Source organism: Stenotrophomonas sp. LC732 (assembly GCF_052446685.1).
Lineage (GTDB): Bacteria > Pseudomonadota > Gammaproteobacteria > Xanthomonadales > Xanthomonadaceae > Stenotrophomonas > Stenotrophomonas muris.
Genome location: NZ_CP199214.1, coordinates 2,038,561 through 2,055,422, shown reverse-complemented (window position 1 = coordinate 2,055,422; position 16,862 = coordinate 2,038,561). Strand labels below are relative to the sequence as shown.

Genomic DNA, 16,862 nt, shown 5'->3' with positions numbered 1-16,862 from the left:
CCTATGTGGAATCCCAACCTGCCCCCGGTCAGCATCGATGATGCCCCCGACCGCCTTGGCGCCGGCAACCCCGAGCTGCAGGCGATGGTTGCCGAGGCGGCCTCGGGCGGCATCGCGCTGATGCTGATGCACGTGGACATCGACCACTTCGCATCGGTCAACGAGAACATGAGTGCCGAAGTGGGCGATCAGGCGCTGGTACTGGTGGCGCAGCGCCTGCAGTCCTACCTGCGCGGGCGTGGCAAGCTGTGGCGGCATGGCAGCGACGAGTTCCTGATCGCGGTGCCCCGCACCGCGGACCTGCCGCTGCCGGAGGACTTCGCTGAAGAGATCCGCCAGCAGATGGAACTGCCGCTGTCGGTGCTTCCATACACGCTGTTCATGACCGGCAAGCTGGGCGTGAGCCTGTGCCCGGAACATGCCAGCAGCGCCTCGCGCCTGCTCGACCATGCCGAAGATGCGCTGTACCAGGCCGCCCGCGAAGGCGGCAATGCCGTGCGCATCCATGCCGTGGATACCCCGCCGAGCGCGCACAGCGAGAGCATCATCGCGCGCCAGATCGTCGATGCCATTCCCAATGGCGAGCTGAAGCTGCGTTACCAGCCGCTGGTGAGCGCCCGCGACGGCCACGTGGTCGGCATGGAAGCGCTGCTGCGCTGGCAGTCGCCGACCCTGGGCATGCTGGTGCCGGAGCGCTTCATGCGCACCGCCGAGCGCCTGGGCATCATCGTGCAGATCGGCACCTGGGTGCTGGAAGGCGCATTGAAGCAGGCGCGGTTGTGGCGCGACCAGGGCTTTGATGACTTCACCATCGCGGTGAACGTCTCCACCCTGCAGCTGCTGCGGCCGAACTTCTTCGCCGAGGTGATGTCCCTGCTGCAGGCCGCGGGCGTGCCGGCGCACATGCTGACGCTGGAGATCAACGAGAGCGCGCTGACCAACAACGTCAATTTCGTCCATGAAACGCTGGCCAACCTGCGCAACGAAGGCATCAGCCTGAGCCTGGACAACTTCGGCACCGGCGATTCCAGCCTCAGCGCGCTGGTGCGCTACCCGGTGGACAAGCTGAAGATCGACCGCAGCTTCATCAAGAGCGCACCGGCTGGCAATCGCGAAGCAGCCATTGCCCGCGCGATCATTGCCATGGGCCACCAGCTGGGCATGACCGTGATTGCCAACGGCGTGGAATCGCAGGCCCAACTGGGCTTCCTGCGCCGCAACGACTGCGATGTGTTCCAGGGCTACCTGTTCGGCGAGCCGATGTCGGCCGATGCCGCCGGCATGACCCTGCGCCGCCGCTACCTGCGCCCGGAAGCCTTCGCCGAAACGCGCCCGGACCGGACGCTGCTGCTGCTGGATGACGAGGAGAACGTGCTGCGCTCGCTGGTGCGCCTGTTCCGCCGCGACGGCTACCGCATCCTGGCCGCTGGCAACGTGCGTGACGCCTTTGATCTGCTGGCGATCAACGACGTGCAGGTGATCCTGTCCGACCAGCGCATGAGCGACATGAGCGGCACCGAGTTCCTGGGCCGGGTGAAGATGCTGTACCCGGATACGATCCGCCTGGTGCTGTCGGGCTACACCGATCTGAACACGGTGACCGATGCGATCAACCGTGGCGCGATCTATCGCTTCCTGACCAAGCCGTGGAACGACGACGAGCTGCGCAAGCACATCCACCAGGCATTCCGCACGTACGAAGAACAGCGCCGCAGCAATGCCGGTCCGGCACCGGTGGAAACCGGGGATGGTGGCGAGGATCGGCCGCTGCGGTGACGATCGGGTAGAGCCGGCCGCTGGCCGGCTGCCTTGGGTGCCCGGCTTCAATGAGGTTGCCGGCCAGCGGCCGGCACTACCGTCGATTGGCCCCGGTAGAGCCGGCCGCTGGCCGGCTGCTCTGGGTGGCCGGGTTCAATGAGGTTGCCGGCCAGCGGCCGGCACTACCGTCGATTGGCCCCGGTAGAGCCGGCCGCTGGCCGGCTGCTCTGGGTGGCCGGGTTCAATGAGGTTGCCGGCCAGCGGCCGGCACTACCATCGATAGGCCCCGGTAGAGCCGGCCGCTGGCCGGCTGCTCTGGGTGTCCGGTTTCAATGAGGTTGCCGGCCAGCGGCCGGCACTACCATCGATAGGCCCCGGTAGAGCCGGCCGCTGGCCGGCTGCTCTGGGTGTCCGGTTCCACTTCGGAAGCGGTCAGCGCGGCTGCTTCACCGGCAGCACCACGCGGAAGCGCGAGCCCACGCCCGGGGTGCTGTCCAGGTCGATGCGGCCGTGATGCTTGTTGATGATGCTGTAGGAGATCGACAGGCCCAGACCGGTGCCACTGCCGACCGGCTTGGTGGTGAAGAACGGATCGAAAATGCGCTGGCGCAGTTCCGGCGAGATGCCGCCGCCGGTGTCTTCGAATTCAACCCACACGTGATCGCCATCAACGCCGGTGCGCACGGTGATCGTGCCGCGCTCGGCGATGGCATGGCCAGCGTTGAGCAGCAGGTTCATGTAGACCTGGTTCAACTCCGACGGCAGGCACTCCACCAGCGGCAACTGGCCGAATTCGCGTACCAGGGTGACCTTGTACTTGAGTTCGTTCCAGATGATGTTGATGGTCGATTCCAGGCCCGCGTGCAGGTCGACCAGCTTCCACGATTCGTCGCGACCGGAATACGAGAAGTCCTTCAGGTCGCGCACGATGCGGGTAACGCGCTCGATGCCTTCGCGCGATTCCGCCATCAGCTGCGGCAGGTCGCGGCTGATGAAGTCGATGTCCAGGCGGTCACGGATGTCATCGATTTCCGGAATCAGTGCCTTCGGGTCCGGCGCGCGCAGGGCGCGCTCGTAGGCTTCGATCACGGTGAACAGGCTGCGCAGGTACTCCTGCAGGCTGCCCAGGTTGGAGTGCACGTAACCGATCGGGTTGTTGATCTCGTGCGCGACGCCGGCGGCGAGCTGGCCGATCGAGGCCATCTTCTCCGACTGCAGCAGCTTTTCCTGGGTGCCATTGAGGCGCAGGTAGGCCTGGCGCAGCTCGGCGTGGCGCTGCTGCAGTTCGCGCTCGTAGTCTTCCTGCCCTTCGATGTGGCGGAACAACGCAAGGAAATGCCCTTCGCCGACCGGACCATGGTGGTACAGGTGGGCGATGACCACGCCCTCGCCCAGCGGCAGGCTGCCATTCCAGTGGCCATGCTGGCGGGCCTGCTCCAGTGCATCAGGGGGGAGCAGCTCGCGCAGCCGCTGCGGCGGCGGCAATCCGCCGTCCGAGCCACTGGCCAGCAGGTTCTGCGCGGCCGGGTTGGCCAGGGCCACCTGCCCGTCTTCAGTGAACAGCAGCAGGCCTTCGCGCAGGCGCTCAAGCAGGGCCTGCAGCACCGGCTGCGGCGGAAGGGGGGCGGTAACCAGGGCGTTGGCAGCGGACACGGCGACTCGGGGCGTTCGAACAGGCGCCCAATATACGCGGTCATGCAGCGGGCTTCAGCCCACCGGGAGGGGGTGTGCGACCGCCGTCGCGTCAGGCGACGGCGAGTGGCCGGCCGATGCTGACCGTGTGCGACTGGCCCTTGGCATCGTAGGCCGAGGCATCTTCGGTACGGCCGAGCTGGCGCAGCGCCCAGTTCACCTCGCGGCGACGGCGCGACAGCAGCACGCCGTTGGCGCGGTTGCGCTCGGCCAGTTCCTGCAGCTGTTCGCCCTCGCCCACCGGCGGCGCGCCTTCCAGCGCACGCAGCGCTTCCAGCTTGGCGCCGGTGGCCCGGATCAGGGCGTGCACGTCGTGCTCGACCAGGGCCTGGCGCTCAACGTCCAGGGCCTGGGCGAGGCGCTGCAGCGGCTCGCTCATCGCCGCAGTCATCCGTGCAGCTGCTGGTCCAGATCGAGCATGCGCGATGCGATCGCGTCCGGATTGATCTTGTAGGTGCCGTTCTGCAGTGACTCGCGCACGGCCGCCACGCGCTGGGCGTCGATCGCCGGGGCGGTGGTCAGCTCACGCTCGATGGCCTGCAGATTGGTGGCCTCGCCGGTCAGGCGCAGGCTGTCGGCCGCCTCGACCGGGCGCGCCGCCGCATCGGTGCTGACGCCGGGCTTGCTGGCCGGGGTCGTCACGCTGCGCAGTGCCTGGGGGACCTGCAGGTTGCCGTCGATTTTCTGGCTCATGGGGTGTCCTGGAGTTGCCGTTCACAAGGGATAACGGCCGCAGGGCCGTGATCTTTAGGGATATTTTGCGGTAAATCAACGCGCCACGATTACGTCACCTGCGGCGTCGACCGTGCCCTGCACGATCCGCCGCGAGGACAGGTTCTCGACCGAGACCCGCTCGTTCTCACCGGCATCACCCATCGCACGGCCGGCAATGCGCACCTCGACCGAGCCGCGACGCGACACCAGGGCTACATTGTCTCCTCGCTTGATGAGACGCTGGACCACCAGATCGTTGTTCGACAGCAGGGCTCCGGCCTGCAACGGACGGCGGGCGATGCGGCCGATCGCTGCATTGGGATCGGACAGCACCGCGCCGGCAATCCGGGCAGCGTCACGCTGGGCAGTGGTGATATCGGCGGCCGTGAGGGTTTCTCCAGTGCCGATTCCGCGGTTGAGCACCAGCACGGTCTGGTTGCGCCGCACCTTCACCGGCACGAACAGGCGCCAGCCGCCCGCATCGGGACAGCTCACCTCCACCGTAGTGTTGGCGGTGGGCTGCACCTGCAACGCGCTGCCGCATTTCGGCAGGCGCAGCGCATCGGCCACCTGCGCCTCGCCTTCACTGCCGGCAGGCAGCGTCGACAGCGCCGCAGTGCGGATGCTGGCCACCGGCTGCCAGTCCGTGGCGCCCGCCCACGGCGCGGCCAGGGCGAGCGCGATGGCGAACAGCGATGTGACCCGGCGCATGGCGCCTCCTGTCGATGGGATCTGGCCCGGCAGCGTGCAAGGGGTGTGCCAGAGACCGGGTCCCGTTGATCGGATCCGGGATGGGGATTCGACCGGATGGGTAGAGTCGACTGCCAGTCGACTTTCGCGCGAAGCGCGGGGTTTCCCGTGATCGGATCGAAGAGCAGTCGACTGACAGTCGACTCTACAAACGCGGTGCGGGCCGCGCGGGCGGCAGAGCGCCCTCAAGTTCCGCCCCCACCACGCCGATACAGCAGCCATGTCCCATGACCTGCTCAACCGGATCGACCAGCGGACCCGACTGGCCGGCCACAACCGCCTGGCGCTGCTGCTGTTCCGCCTCGGCGGACGTCAGCTTTTTGGCGTCAATGTCTTCAAGGTGCAGGAAGTCCTGCGCCGCCCGGAGCTGTTCCAGGTGCCCGGCCTGCCCAGCCAGTTCTCCGGCGTGGCCGACGTGCGCGGCCGCTCGGTGCCGGTACTGGACCTGGGCCTGGCGATCGGCCACCCCGAGCGCGAACCGGACGCGGACACCTCGCCCGGCTACCTGGTCGTCACCGAATTCAACCGCTCGATCCAGGGCTTCCTGGTCAGTGGCGTCGAACGCATCGTCAACATCGCGGTGGAAGACATCCACCCGCCACCGGAGCTGGGCGCCGAGTCGAGCTACCTGACCGCGGTGACCCGCTTCCAGGGCGAGCTGATCCAGGTGATCGACGTTGAGAGCGTGCTGGCCGATATCGCCCAGGTGCGCGGAGAAGCGGTACTCGACCCGGCAATGGCCATGCCCGCCGACGGCCCGCAGCTGCAGGTGCTGGTGGTGGACGACTCGCGCGTGGCCCGCCAGCAGATCCGCAGCGTGCTGGACCAGCTGGGCGTGGGTGCCACCCTGCTTTCCGACGGCAAGCAGGCGCTGGACCACCTGCTGCAGGTCCACGCCTCGGGGGAAAACCCGGCCGAGCGCTATGCCATGGTCATCTCGGACATCGAGATGCCGGCCATGGATGGCTACACGCTGACGACGGAAATCCGGCGCCACCCGGGCCTGGCCGGCCTGTACGTGCTGCTGCACACCTCACTGTCGGGCGTCTTCAACAACGCCATGGTCGAGCGCGTCGGCGCCAATGCGTTCGTCGCCAAGTACTCGCCGCACGAGCTGGCCGACTTCGTGCTGGACCGCCTGCGCAAGGTGGCGCTGGCGGCGTAAGGCCCGCCGAGGGGTCGGATCCCGGAACGGGCTCCGACCCCGCATCGCAACGCGTCAACCACGGGGTCAGAGCCCCTGCGGGGATCTAACCCCCTATCCATTTGGCACACCCCTTGCAGCTTCCCGGGCAACGTTCCCGTGGGAGTGCACCGTGCGCAACCTGATTACCGACTACCTGGGCGTCCACGCCCAGGCCATGCCGTTGCGCGAACAGCGGATGAAGCTGATCGCCAGCAACCTCGGCAATGCCGACACTCCCGGCTACAAGGCCCAGGACCTGGACTTCGATGCCGCCCTGCGCCACGCCCAGGGGCAGGATGCCAATGGCCTGATGGCCACCACCCATGAGCAGCACTACGAGATCAGTAGTGGCCTGAACCCGTTCCAGATCGCGCGCGAAGGCGTGCAGCCCAGCCTGGACGGCAACACCGTCGACCCCGATGCCGAGCGTGCCGCCTATGGCCGCGCCGCACTGGAATACCGCGCCTCGCTCAGCTTCGTCGAGAGCAAGGTGCGTTCCATGCTGACCGCGATCACGGGGCAATAAGCCATGAGCAACCTGCCGATCTTCGACATCGCCGGCTCCGCGCTGCAGGCGCAGTCGGTGCGCATGAGCACCATCGCCTCCAACCTCTCCAATGCCGACACCGTCGCCGGTTCCGCCGACGCCGTGTACAAGCCGCTGGAACCGATCTTCCAGGCCGTCACCAGCAAGAACGATCCCAACATCACCTCGGTGAAGGTGAAGGAGATCACCCAGAGCGAGGCCGCGCCGATCAAGCGCTACGAGCCGGGCCACCCGCTGGCCGACGCCGATGGCTACATCTACCAGCCCGATGTCGATCCGGTGGCGCAGATGGTCAACCTGATCTCGACCTCGCGCAATTACCAGGCCGGCGTGGAGATGTTGACCACCGCCAAGGAACTGGCCCTGGCCACCCTGACCATGGGCCGCTGAGGCCCGCAGCACCGGATACCGCCATGACCACCGCCGTCAACAACCAGACCAGCCAGGACGTCTATTCCGCGCTGGGCCTGAACGCCCCCAACAGCAACGCCACGAAAAAGAAGAACACGCTGGACCAGGCCGACTTCCTGCGCCTGATGACCGAGCAGCTGCAGCACCAGGATCCGCTGAAGCCGATGGACAACACGCAGATGGTCGCGCAGATGGCGCAGATGTCCACCGTGCAGGGCATCACCGATCTGAACAAGACGGTGAAGGGCTTCCAGGAGTCGATGGCCAGCGACCAGGTGCTGCGTGGCGCTGCGCTGGTCGGCCACCAGGTGCTGGTGCCGTCGGAAAAGCTGGTGCTGGAGAAGGAAGGCAATGTCGAAGGCACGGTGGCTGCACCGTCGGCCGGCATCATCACCGTGGACATCACCGATGCCAACGGCGCCAAGGTCACCTCGCTGAGCGTGGAAGCCAAGGCTGCCGGCGAAACCGCCTTCCAGTGGGACGGCAAGGATGCCAACGGCAAGCGCATGGAGCCGGGCAAGTACTCCATCGTCGCCAACCATGTCGACACCGCCGGCAAGAGCACCAAGCTGTCCACCTACGTACAGGCGCCGGTGGAGAGCGTGACCGTTGGTTCCGACGGCCTGTACCTGAACCTCAAGGGCCTGGGCACGGCCCCGATCGACTACGTGCTCCGCGTCAGCTGAGCCGCACCTTCCGCATCAACCAGGAGCATCCCATGGGCTTCAATGTCTCGCTGTCCGGCATCAACGCCGCCAACACCGACCTGAGCGTCACCGCCAACAACGTCGCCAACGTCAACACTACCGGCTTCAAGCAGTCACGCGCGGAGTTCGCCGACCTGTTCGCTTCGACCAGCTACGGCCTGTCGAAGAACCAGACCGGCTCGGGCGTGCGCGTTTCCAACGTCGCCCAGCAGTTCATCCAGGGCCACAACGAGCAGACCGGGCGCAGCCTGGACATGGCCATTTCCGGTGAAGGCTTCTTCACCATGAACATGAATGGTTCGCGCGTGTACTCGCGCGCCGGCAACTTCCAGACCGACTCGGCCGGCTACGTGGTCAACCCGCAGGGTGCGCGCCTGCAGGTGTTCGCGCCGAATGCCGATGGCACCAACTTCGATGCCGGCCGCCTGGTCGACCTGCAGCTGCTGACCACCGACAGCCCGCCGAAGCAGACCAGCGAAGTGAAGGTTGGCTTCACCCTGCCGGCCAACGCCAAGCAACCGACGGTGGCGACCTTCGACCCGGCCGATTCGAACAGCTACAACCACTCCAGCGGTGGCATCACCGTGTACGACTCGCTGGGCGTGAGCCACATCCAGGTCTCGTACTTCGTCAAGGGCGCCAACCCCAACGAATGGACCGTGCGCAATTACGTCGATGGCCAGCCGGCCGGCGCACCGACCCCGGTCACCTTCGACAACAGCGGCAAGCTGGTCGCACCTGCCAACGGCAAGGTCAGCCTCGGCACCTTCACCCCGACCACCGGTGCCGGCCAGTTGAACATGACGCTGGACATCAGCGGCTCCACCCAGTACGGCGAGAAGTTCGCCCTGCGCAATACCCAGCAGGACGGCTATGCCGCCGGCAAGCTCAACGAAGTGACCGTGTCCGAATCCGGCGTGGTCTACGCCCGCTATTCCAACGGCGACGACAAGCCGCTGGGCCAGGTCGCCCTGACCACCTTCAACAACACGCAGGGCCTGGAATCGAAGGGCAACAACCTGTGGGTGGAGACCTTCGAATCGGGCACGCCGCGCACCGGCATGCCGGACACCTCCAACCTCGGCAAGATCCAGGCCGGCTCGCTGGAAGCGTCCACCGTCGATCTCACCGAGCAACTGGTCAACATGATCACCGCGCAGCGCAACTTCCAGGCCAACGCGCAGATGATCACCACACAGGACCAGATCACCCAGACCGTCATCAACATCCGTTGATGAGCTGCTGACCCTGTCACGGAACTCCCCGCATGGATAAAGCTCTTTACGTGGCGATGACCGGTGCCCGCGCCTCCCTGCAGGCGCAGGGAACGCTCAGCCACAACCTCGCCAACTCGGACACCCCTGGCTTCAAGGAAGCGCTGGCCAACACCGAAGCGTTCCCGATCAAGGGCCCGGGCTTTGCCTCGCGGGTGGATGCGCTGCACGTCGACGCCGGCTTCAACCGTACGCCCGGCTCGCAGCACATCACCGGCAAGCCGCTGGATCTGTCCCTGCAGACCGGCACCTGGCTGGCCGTGCAGTCCAGCGACGGCAGTGAGGCGTACACGCGCGGCGCCGCATTGTCGGTCACCCCGAACGGCCAGCTGGTGACCTCCAGCGGCCGTCCGGTACTGGATGACAACAACAACCCGATCGCCATTCCGCCCTACCAGGCGATGGAAATCGGTGCCGACGGCACGCTCTCGATCATCCCGCAGGGCGAAGGCCCGCAGACCATGGCGCAGATCGGCCGGATCAAGGTGGTACAGGCGCCGGACGAGCGCCTCGAGCGTGGCCTGGATGGCCTGTTCCGCAACACCGACCCACTGCAGCCGTTCGCACCGGCACAGGGCACGGCCGTGCACAGCGGCCAGCTGGAAGGCAGCAACGTCGATGCCGCCGGTGCACTGGTGCAGATGATCCAGCTGCAGCGCCAGTACGAAATGCAGGTGCAGGTGATCAAGCACGGCGACGACAACGCGCGCAGTGCCAACAGCCTGCTGCGCCTGGGCAGCTGACGGAATTCCGGCGCCGCCCGGGCGCGGCGCTGGCACACCCCTTGCACACCCGTTACCAGGGGCCGCATCGCGCGGCCGGCTTTACCCAGACAGGACACCGAAGATGAACCAGGCATTGTGGATCGCGAAAACCGGACTGGATGCGCAGCAGATGCGCATGTCGGTGGTTTCCAACAACCTCGCCAACACCAACACCACCGGCTTCAAGCAGGACCGTGCCAGCTTCGAGGACCTGCTGTACCAGCAGGTGCGCCAGCCCGGCGGCTCTTCGTCGGCGCAGACCCAGCTGCCGACCGGCCTGCAGCTGGGTACCGGTGTACGCGTGGTCGCCACCGCCAAGAATTTCGAGCAGGGTGGCCAGCAGCAGACCGGCCGTGCGCTGGACGTGATGGTCAACGGCCGCGGCTTCTTCGAAGTGCAGATGCCCGACGGCAGCTCGGCCTACACCCGTGATGGCTCGTTCAAGATCAACCAGGACAGCGAGCTGGTCACCAACAGCGGCTACCCGGTGCAGCCGGGCATCCAGATTCCCGAGGGCGCACAGTCGGTGACCATCGGTACCGACGGCACCATCAGCGTGAAGATGGCCGACGGCGCGGCGTCAGTGGAAGTGGGTGCGCTGACCCTGACCGACTTCGTCAATCCGGCCGGCCTGCAGGCGCGCGGCGAGAACCTGTTCCTGGAAACCACCGCTTCCGGTCCGGCACAGAACGGCAATCCCGGGCTCAACGGCCTCGGCACCGTGGTGCAGGGCGCGCTGGAAGGCAGCAACGTCAATGTGGTCGAAGAGCTGGTGTCGATGATCGAAACCCAGCGCGCCTACGAAATGAACGCCAAGGCGATCTCCACCACCGATTCGATGCTCGGCTATCTCAACAACAAGCTCTGACCGGCCCAACCGGGAAACCGCCATGTCGCCCATTTCCAGATTCACCCGCACTGCCCTCGCCTGCGCCGTGGTCGCCCTGCTCGGTGGCTGCGTGATCGCCGGCGACGTGCGCCCCTACGCGGCGATGGCACCGATCCAGCCGATCATGCCGCCGCAGGCCGCGCCGACCGCCGGTGCGATCTACGCTGCCGGCCCGACCCTGCAGCTGTACTCGGACCGCCGCGCACGCGATGTCGGCGACCTGCTGACCATCACCCTGCTGGAAAACACCACCGCGCAGACCAGCGCCAACACGGCCACCAACAAGGAATCCAACCTGAGCCTGGGCACGCCGTCCATCCTCGGTGCGCCGGTCACCCTGGGCGGCAAGGACATCCTCAGTGCGACGGCCAAGGGCGCGCGTGACTTCACCGGCAAGGGCAACAGCGCGCAGAGCAACCGCCTGCAGGGCAGTGTCACCGTCACGGTGATCCAGCGCCTGCCCAATGGCAACCTGGTGGTACAGGGGCAGAAGAACCTGCGGCTGAACCAGGGTGATGAACTGGTGCAGGTGCAGGGCATCGTGCGCCCGGGCGACATCAGCCAGGACAACACCATTCCTTCCAGCCGCGTGGCCGAAGCCCGCATCGTCTACGGCGGCCGCGGCCCGGTCGCGCAGTCCAACGCGATGGGCTGGCTGAGCCGCTTCTTCAATTCCGGCCTGACGCCGTTCTGAGTATGGCCATGAAACTCCTCCCCTCTTCTTCCTGGCAGCGCCGCGTGGCGTCGTTCGTCGCGCTGATGCTGCTCGTCGTGGCAGCCCCGGCCAGCGCCGAGCGCATCAAGGACCTGGCCCAGGTCGGCGGCGTGCGTGGTAACGCCCTGGTGGGCTACGGCCTGGTGGTCGGCCTGGATGGCAGCGGCGACCGCACCAGCCAGGCGCCCTTCACCGTGCAGAGCCTGAAGAACCTGCTCGGCGAGCTGGGCGTGAACGTACCGGCCAACGTCAATCCGCAGCTGAAGAATGTTGCGGCCGTCGCGATCCATGCCGAGCTGCCGCCGTTCGCCAAGCCGGGCCAGCCGATCGACATCACCGTGTCGTCGATCGGCAACGCCGTCTCGCTGCGCGGCGGCTCGCTGCTGATGGCACCGCTGCGCGGCGCCGACGGCCAGATCTATGCGATCGCGCAGGGCAACCTGATCGTCGGCGGCTTTGGTGCGCAGGGCAAGGATGGTTCGCGGGTTTCGGTGAACGTACCGAGCGTGGGCCGCATTCCCAATGGCGCCACGGTCGAGCGTGCCCTGCCCGACCCGCTGGCCAATGGCGGCGACATCACGCTGAACCTGCACAACAACGATTTCACCACCGTTTCGCGCATGGTCGCCGCACTCAACAACGCGTTCGGCGAAGGCGCCGCGCGTGCGGTCGACGGCGTGACCGTGGCCGTGACTGCGCCGACCGATCCGGGCGCACGCATCGGCCTGCTGGCCCGCATCGAGAACCTGGAGCTGACCCCGGGCAGCGCCCCGGCCAAGGTCGTGGTCAATTCCCGCACCGGCACCGTGGTCATCGGCCAGCAGGTGCGGGTCGGCCCTGCCGCGATCTCGCATGGTTCGCTGACGGTGACGATCCAGGAGAACACCAACGTCAGCCAACCCAATGCCCTGTCCGGTGGCCGTACCGTGGCCAGCCCACAGTCGACCATCACCGCCACCAACGACGGCAGCCGCATGTTCAAGTTCAGCGGCGGCACCACCCTGGACGAGATCGTGCACGCGGTGAACGCCGTGGGCGCGGCGCCGGGCGACCTGATCGCGATCCTGGAAGCCCTGAAGCAGGCCGGCGCATTGAGTGCCGAGCTCGAGGTGATCTGACATGCGCATCAATCCCGCATTCGACCTGCACCCGGCGCAGCAGAACGACCCGGCCAAGATCGACAAGGTCGCGCGCCAGCTGGAAGGCCAGTTCGCACAGATGCTGGTCAAGAGCATGCGTGATGCCAGTTTCGGCGACTCGCTGTTTCCCGGCGAGAACAAGATGTTCCGCGACATGTACGACCAGAAGATCGCCGAGGCGATGACCCGCGGCAAGGGGCTGGGCCTGTCCGGCATGATCAGCCGCCAGCTGTCCGGCCAGGCCGCCGACGGCCCGGCGCTGGATACCCGTGTGGATCCGGCCAAGGCCAGCCGCGCCTACCAGCTCAACGCGCCGGACAAGCCGGCACCGTCGCTGCCGTTGGAAGATGGCAGCCAGGCCGTGCGCATGCTGCAGCAGATGGCGACCGGCGCACAGCACGGCGCGCAGGCCGCGCTGGCACCGATGGAACAGGCACTGGACCTGATCGCCGGTCGCGAAAGCAGCAGTCTGCACCGCTCGCTGGGCACCGAGGATCCGTACATCGGCAACCTGCAGGGCGAGGACTGGTCCGCCAACAACGACCAGTGGTCGGCGACGGCCAGCAACCGCGGTACGGCCATGAGCCAGGCCGATGCGATGGCTACCCGCACCGCGGTGGCCCAGCTGGGGCCGCACACGCCGGAAGGTTTCGTCGCCAGCATCTGGCAGCACGCGCAGAGCGCGGCCAGGGAACTGGGCGTGGATGCCCGTGCGCTGGTCGCCCAGGCCGCGTTGGAAACCGGCTGGGGCAAGCGCCACATCCGCCAGTCCGACGGCAGTACCTCGCACAATCTGTTCGGCATCAAGGCCACCGGCTGGAGCGGCCAGCGCGTTGCAGCCGGCACCCACGAATACGTGGATGGCGTGCGCCGCAACGAAACCGCCAGCTTCCGCGCCTACAGCTCGCCGGCCGAAAGCTTCGCCGACTACGTGCGCCTGCTGAAGACCAGCCCGCGCTACCAGCAGGCCCTGCAGGCCGGCACCGACGTGCAGGGCTTCGCCCGTGGACTTCAGCGCGCCGGCTATGCCACCGACCCGCGCTATGCGGCCAAGATCGCCGCGATCGCCGGTGGCCCGACCATCGAGCGTGCCGTAGCGGCCGTGACCGACGCCGGCGCGCGCCTTGGCCAGACCTTCGCCAGCACCGCGACCGCGGCGCTGGGTATCACCCGTCGTTGAGGAACCCCATGTCCAGCGTACTTTCCACCGGTACCGGTGCCCTGCTCGCCTTCCAGCGTGCGTTGGCGACCACCAGCCACAACGTGGCCAACCTCAATACGCCCGGCTACAGCCGGCAGAAGGTCAACTTCGCCACGGCCGACCCGCAGAACTACGGCTATGGCACGGTCGGCAACGGCACCCGGATCACTGACATCCGCCGCACGGCCGACCAGCTGGCGATCTCGCGCCTGCTCGACAGCAGCGGTGAACTGGCGCGCCTGAAACAGCTTTCGGGCATGGCCGACCGGGTCAACGCGCTGTTCTCCGATGCGGCCACCAATGTGGCCGGCGTCTGGTCGAACTTCTTCGATTCGGTCAGTGGCCTGTCGTCCAACGCGGCCGGCACCGCCGACCGCCAGAACATGCTCGACGGCGGCAAGGCCTTGGCCAACCGCTTCGTGCAGCTCAACACGCACTTGAACAACCTCAACAGCGAGGTCAACAACGGCCTGCTGGCCGGTGCCACCGAGGTCAACCGCCTGGCGCAGGAAATCGCGCAGATCAACGGCGCCATCGGCACCAACATCGCCTCTGCCGCACCCGATCTGCTCGACCGCCGCGACCAGCTGATCACCCAGCTGATCGGCTACACCGGTGGCACGGCGGTGATCCAGGACGGCGGCATCATGAATGTCTACACCGCCGGCGGCAACGCGCTGGTGGTGGGTACCACGGCGACCAAGGTCACCACCGTGGCCGACCCGTACCAGCCCGAGCGCCTGCAGTTGGCGCTGGAGACCCAGGGCAACACCATCCGCCTCGACCCGAAGGCGGTCGGCGGCCAGATCGGTGGCCTGCTGGAATTCCGCGACACCGTGCTGACCCCGGCCCAGGCTGAACTGGGCAAGCTGGCGGTGGGCCTGGCCGAGAGCTTCAACCAGGCGCACCACCAGGGCGTGGACCTGTATGGCCAGCTGGGCGGGGACTTCTTCACCATCGGCAACCCGCGCGTCACCGGCAACAACAGCAATACCGGCACCGCCAGCCTCAGCGCAACCTACGGCGACCTGGGCAAGCTGGACGCGCAGAACGTGGTGCTGCAGTTCGATGGCACCAACTGGAAGGCCAGCCGCGCCGACACCGGCGCCAGCATCCCGCTGACTGGCACCGGCACCGCCGCCGATCCGCTGGTGATCAACGGCGTCAAGCTGGTCGTCGGCGGTACGCCGGCTGCAAATGACCGCTTCCTGCTGCAGCCGACCGCGGGCGTGGCCGGCAGCATGGAAGTGGCAATCACCGATCCGTCGCGCATCGCCGCCGCTGCAGCGGTGAAGGGCGCGGCCGCCACCGCCAACACCGGTACCGGCAAGCTGAGCGGTGTCACCGTCACCGATTCGACCAACGCCAACCTGCGCAATCCGTCGGCGATCGTGTTCACCTCGGCCACCACCTACACCATCGACGGTGGGCCGCCGCAGACCTACACGCCCGGCCAGACCATCAGCGCCAACGGCTGGAGCTTCGTGCTGGACGGTGCACCGAAGGTGGGCGATACCTTCAACATCACCCCGACCCCGGCCGGTTCGTCGGACAACAGCAACGCGTCGAAGCTGGCCAAGGTGGAAAGCGCGAAGGCGTTCAACGCCGGAACGGTGACACTGAACGGTGCACTGGGTGGCCTGACCACCCAGGTCGGCGCCGCCGCCCGCTCGGCCGAGTACTCGCTCGACGCGCAGCTGGTGATCAATGACAAGGCGCAGGAAGCCCGCGACGAAGTCTCCGGCGTGAACCTGGACGAGGAAGCGGCGGACATGCTGCGCCTGCAGCAGGCCTACCAGGCCGCCTCGCAGCTGATCTCGACCGCCGACAGCATGTTCCAGACCATCCTGGGAGCCGTCCGCCGATGAGCAGCCGCATCTCCACCAGCATGATGTTCAACCAGTCGGTGTCGCTGATGATGGCCAAGCAGGCCAAGCTCAGCCATCTGGAGCAGCAGATTGCCACCGGCAGCAAGATCGTCAGCGCCAAGGACGATCCGGTTGCCGCCGGCACTGCGGTCGGCCTTGACCGCAGCCTGGCTGCACTGGACCGCATGAAGCTCAATGCCGGCAACGTGCAGAACCGCCTGGGCGTGCAGGAAAACACCCTGGCACAGGTCAACGACCTGATGGCACGCGTCAACGATCTGACCATCCAGGCCAGCAACCCGGCGCTGAGCGCGGCGGACAAGAAGACGCTGATCACCGAGGTCAACCAGATCCGCGACGGCCTGCTGTCGCTGGCCAATGCCGATGATGGCACCGGCCGCTACGTGTTCGGTGGCACCAACGACGGCGACCCGCCGTTTGCCAAGATCAACGGCAAAGTGGTCTACCGTGGCGACCAGACCCAGCGCCAGGTTGAAGTCGGTCCGGATACCTACGTGAAGGACGCGCTGCCCGGCAGCGAGATCTTCATGCGCATTCCCACCGGCGATGGCTTCGTCGACGGCAGCGCCGCGGCCGGCAACACCGGCAACGGCGTGCTGACCAACATCACCCGCGACGGCAGCGACAGCTGGAACGGCCAGGGCTTCAGCGTGCGCTTCACCACTGGCAACCAGTACGAGGTGGTGGATGGTGCGGGCAACGTGACCGGAACCGGCACCTACAAGGCCGGCGACGATCTGGAAGTGAACGGTGTGCGCCTGCGCATCACCGGCGCACCGGCGGCGGGTGACAGCTTCAGCGTACAGGCCGCCAGCAGCCGCGACATCTTCTCCACCATGGACAACCTGGTGGCGGCGCTGGGTGCCGACACCGGTACCACCGCGCAGATGACTGCGCAGCAGAACCAGCTGCAGAGCGCACTGCGCGACGTGGCGCGCGCTTCCGAGCGGATGATCGATTCGCGTGCCGCAGGCGGTGCGCAGTTGAAGGCGCTGGACAATGCCGCCGACATGCGCGAGGCCAATGGCGTGACCCTGAAGACCACGCTGTCGCAGATGCGCGACCTGGATTACGCCGATGCGCTGAGCCAGTACCAGCTGCAGAGCACCGCGCTGCAGGCGGCGCAGACGATCTTCTCGCAGATGCAGTCGATGTCGCTGTTCAACAAGCTGCGCTGACGCGCCGCCCGAGTCAGTCCCGAAAGGCCGCGATGCCCTGCATCGCGG

General features: G+C 66.9%; 17 protein-coding genes. 13 read left to right on the top strand and 4 right to left on the bottom strand.

Annotation, left to right across the window (positions count from 1 at the left end; all coding sequences use genetic code 11):
• Positions 1 to 3 precede the first annotated feature (3 nt).
• Complete coding sequence (locus ACT6SE_RS09850) at positions 4 to 1,776, top strand: EAL domain-containing protein (protein WP_014647070.1); 1,773 nt, start codon at positions 4 to 6, stop codon at positions 1,774 to 1,776.
• 414 nt (positions 1,777 to 2,190) lie between these two features.
• Here ACT6SE_RS09850 and ACT6SE_RS09845 read toward each other — a convergent pair whose 3' ends face one another.
• The 4 genes from ACT6SE_RS09845 to flgA all read right to left on the bottom strand — a co-directional run bounded on the left by ACT6SE_RS09845 (position 2,191) and on the right by flgA (position 4,875).
• Positions 2,191 to 3,411 (bottom strand): ATP-binding protein, encoded by a 1,221-nt coding sequence (locus tag ACT6SE_RS09845; protein ID WP_014647069.1) that lies wholly within the window; start codon positions 3,409 to 3,411, stop codon positions 2,191 to 2,193.
• A gap of 91 nt (positions 3,412 to 3,502) precedes the next feature.
• On the bottom strand, positions 3,503 to 3,841 hold the full coding sequence (locus tag ACT6SE_RS09840) for a FlgN family protein (protein ID WP_014037132.1): 339 nt from the start codon (positions 3,839 to 3,841) through the stop codon (positions 3,503 to 3,505).
• Positions 3,838 to 4,143 carry a flagellar biosynthesis anti-sigma factor FlgM gene (gene flgM, locus ACT6SE_RS09835; RefSeq protein ID WP_014647067.1) on the bottom strand — a complete coding sequence of 102 codons (306 nt, stop codon included), beginning with the start codon at positions 4,141 to 4,143 and terminating at the stop codon, positions 3,838 to 3,840. The genes ACT6SE_RS09840 and flgM overlap by 4 nt, the downstream gene beginning before the upstream one ends.
• A 75-nt stretch (positions 4,144 to 4,218) precedes the next feature.
• Entirely contained in the window at positions 4,219 to 4,875 is a 657-nt protein-coding gene (gene flgA, locus ACT6SE_RS09830; RefSeq protein WP_032961903.1) for a flagellar basal body P-ring formation chaperone FlgA, read from the bottom strand.
• 259 nt (positions 4,876 to 5,134) lie between these two features.
• Between flgA and ACT6SE_RS09825 the strand changes: the two genes are divergently transcribed.
• From ACT6SE_RS09825 to flgL, 12 genes are all read left to right on the top strand, one after another.
• Positions 5,135 to 6,079: a chemotaxis protein gene (locus tag ACT6SE_RS09825; RefSeq protein WP_014037130.1), complete on the top strand. Its 945-nt coding sequence runs from the start codon at positions 5,135 to 5,137 to the stop codon at positions 6,077 to 6,079.
• A 151-nt stretch (positions 6,080 to 6,230) separates the two neighbouring features.
• Complete coding sequence (gene flgB, locus ACT6SE_RS09820) at positions 6,231 to 6,626, top strand: flagellar basal body rod protein FlgB (RefSeq protein ID WP_005409576.1); 396 nt, start codon at positions 6,231 to 6,233, stop codon at positions 6,624 to 6,626.
• Between the two features lie 3 nt (positions 6,627 to 6,629).
• A complete protein-coding gene (flgC, locus tag ACT6SE_RS09815) occupies positions 6,630 to 7,037 on the top strand; it encodes a flagellar basal body rod protein FlgC (protein ID WP_005416461.1) in 408 nt (135 codons plus the stop codon).
• A 23-nt stretch (positions 7,038 to 7,060) separates the two neighbouring features.
• The gene (locus ACT6SE_RS09810; RefSeq protein WP_014647064.1) at positions 7,061 to 7,744 is read left to right on the top strand and encodes a flagellar hook assembly protein FlgD; all 684 of its coding nucleotides are present in this window, start codon (positions 7,061 to 7,063) and stop codon (positions 7,742 to 7,744) included.
• Between the two features lie 32 nt (positions 7,745 to 7,776).
• On the top strand, positions 7,777 to 9,000 hold the full coding sequence (gene flgE, locus ACT6SE_RS09805) for a flagellar hook protein FlgE (RefSeq protein ID WP_014647063.1): 1,224 nt from the start codon (positions 7,777 to 7,779) through the stop codon (positions 8,998 to 9,000).
• 32 nt (positions 9,001 to 9,032) lie between these two features.
• Entirely contained in the window at positions 9,033 to 9,782 is a 750-nt protein-coding gene (locus tag ACT6SE_RS09800; RefSeq protein ID WP_032961905.1) for a flagellar basal body rod protein FlgF, read from the top strand.
• Positions 9,783 to 9,885: 103 nt separating this feature from the next.
• Positions 9,886 to 10,671, top strand: coding sequence for a flagellar basal-body rod protein FlgG (gene flgG / locus ACT6SE_RS09795; RefSeq protein WP_005409571.1), 786 nt, complete (start codon positions 9,886 to 9,888; stop codon positions 10,669 to 10,671).
• Positions 10,672 to 10,693: 22 nt separating this feature from the next.
• Positions 10,694 to 11,386 carry a flagellar basal body L-ring protein FlgH gene (gene flgH, locus ACT6SE_RS09790; protein WP_014647061.1) on the top strand — a complete coding sequence of 231 codons (693 nt, stop codon included), beginning with the start codon at positions 10,694 to 10,696 and terminating at the stop codon, positions 11,384 to 11,386.
• Between the two features lie 2 nt (positions 11,387 to 11,388).
• Positions 11,389 to 12,525: a flagellar basal body P-ring protein FlgI gene (locus ACT6SE_RS09785; RefSeq protein ID WP_041863393.1), complete on the top strand. Its 1,137-nt coding sequence runs from the start codon at positions 11,389 to 11,391 to the stop codon at positions 12,523 to 12,525.
• A gap of 1 nt (position 12,526) precedes the next feature.
• On the top strand, positions 12,527 to 13,726 hold the full coding sequence (gene flgJ, locus ACT6SE_RS09780; protein ID WP_046430468.1) for a flagellar assembly peptidoglycan hydrolase FlgJ: 1,200 nt from the start codon (positions 12,527 to 12,529) through the stop codon (positions 13,724 to 13,726).
• Positions 13,727 to 13,734: 8 nt separating this feature from the next.
• Positions 13,735 to 15,615 (top strand): flagellar hook-associated protein FlgK, encoded by a 1,881-nt coding sequence (flgK, locus tag ACT6SE_RS09775; protein WP_032961912.1) that lies wholly within the window; start codon positions 13,735 to 13,737, stop codon positions 15,613 to 15,615.
• Positions 15,612 to 16,814 carry a flagellar hook-associated protein FlgL gene (gene flgL, locus ACT6SE_RS09770; RefSeq protein WP_014647057.1) on the top strand — a complete coding sequence of 401 codons (1,203 nt, stop codon included), beginning with the start codon at positions 15,612 to 15,614 and terminating at the stop codon, positions 16,812 to 16,814. The genes flgK and flgL overlap by 4 nt, the downstream gene beginning before the upstream one ends.
• The last annotated feature ends 48 nt before the right edge of the window (positions 16,815 to 16,862 follow it).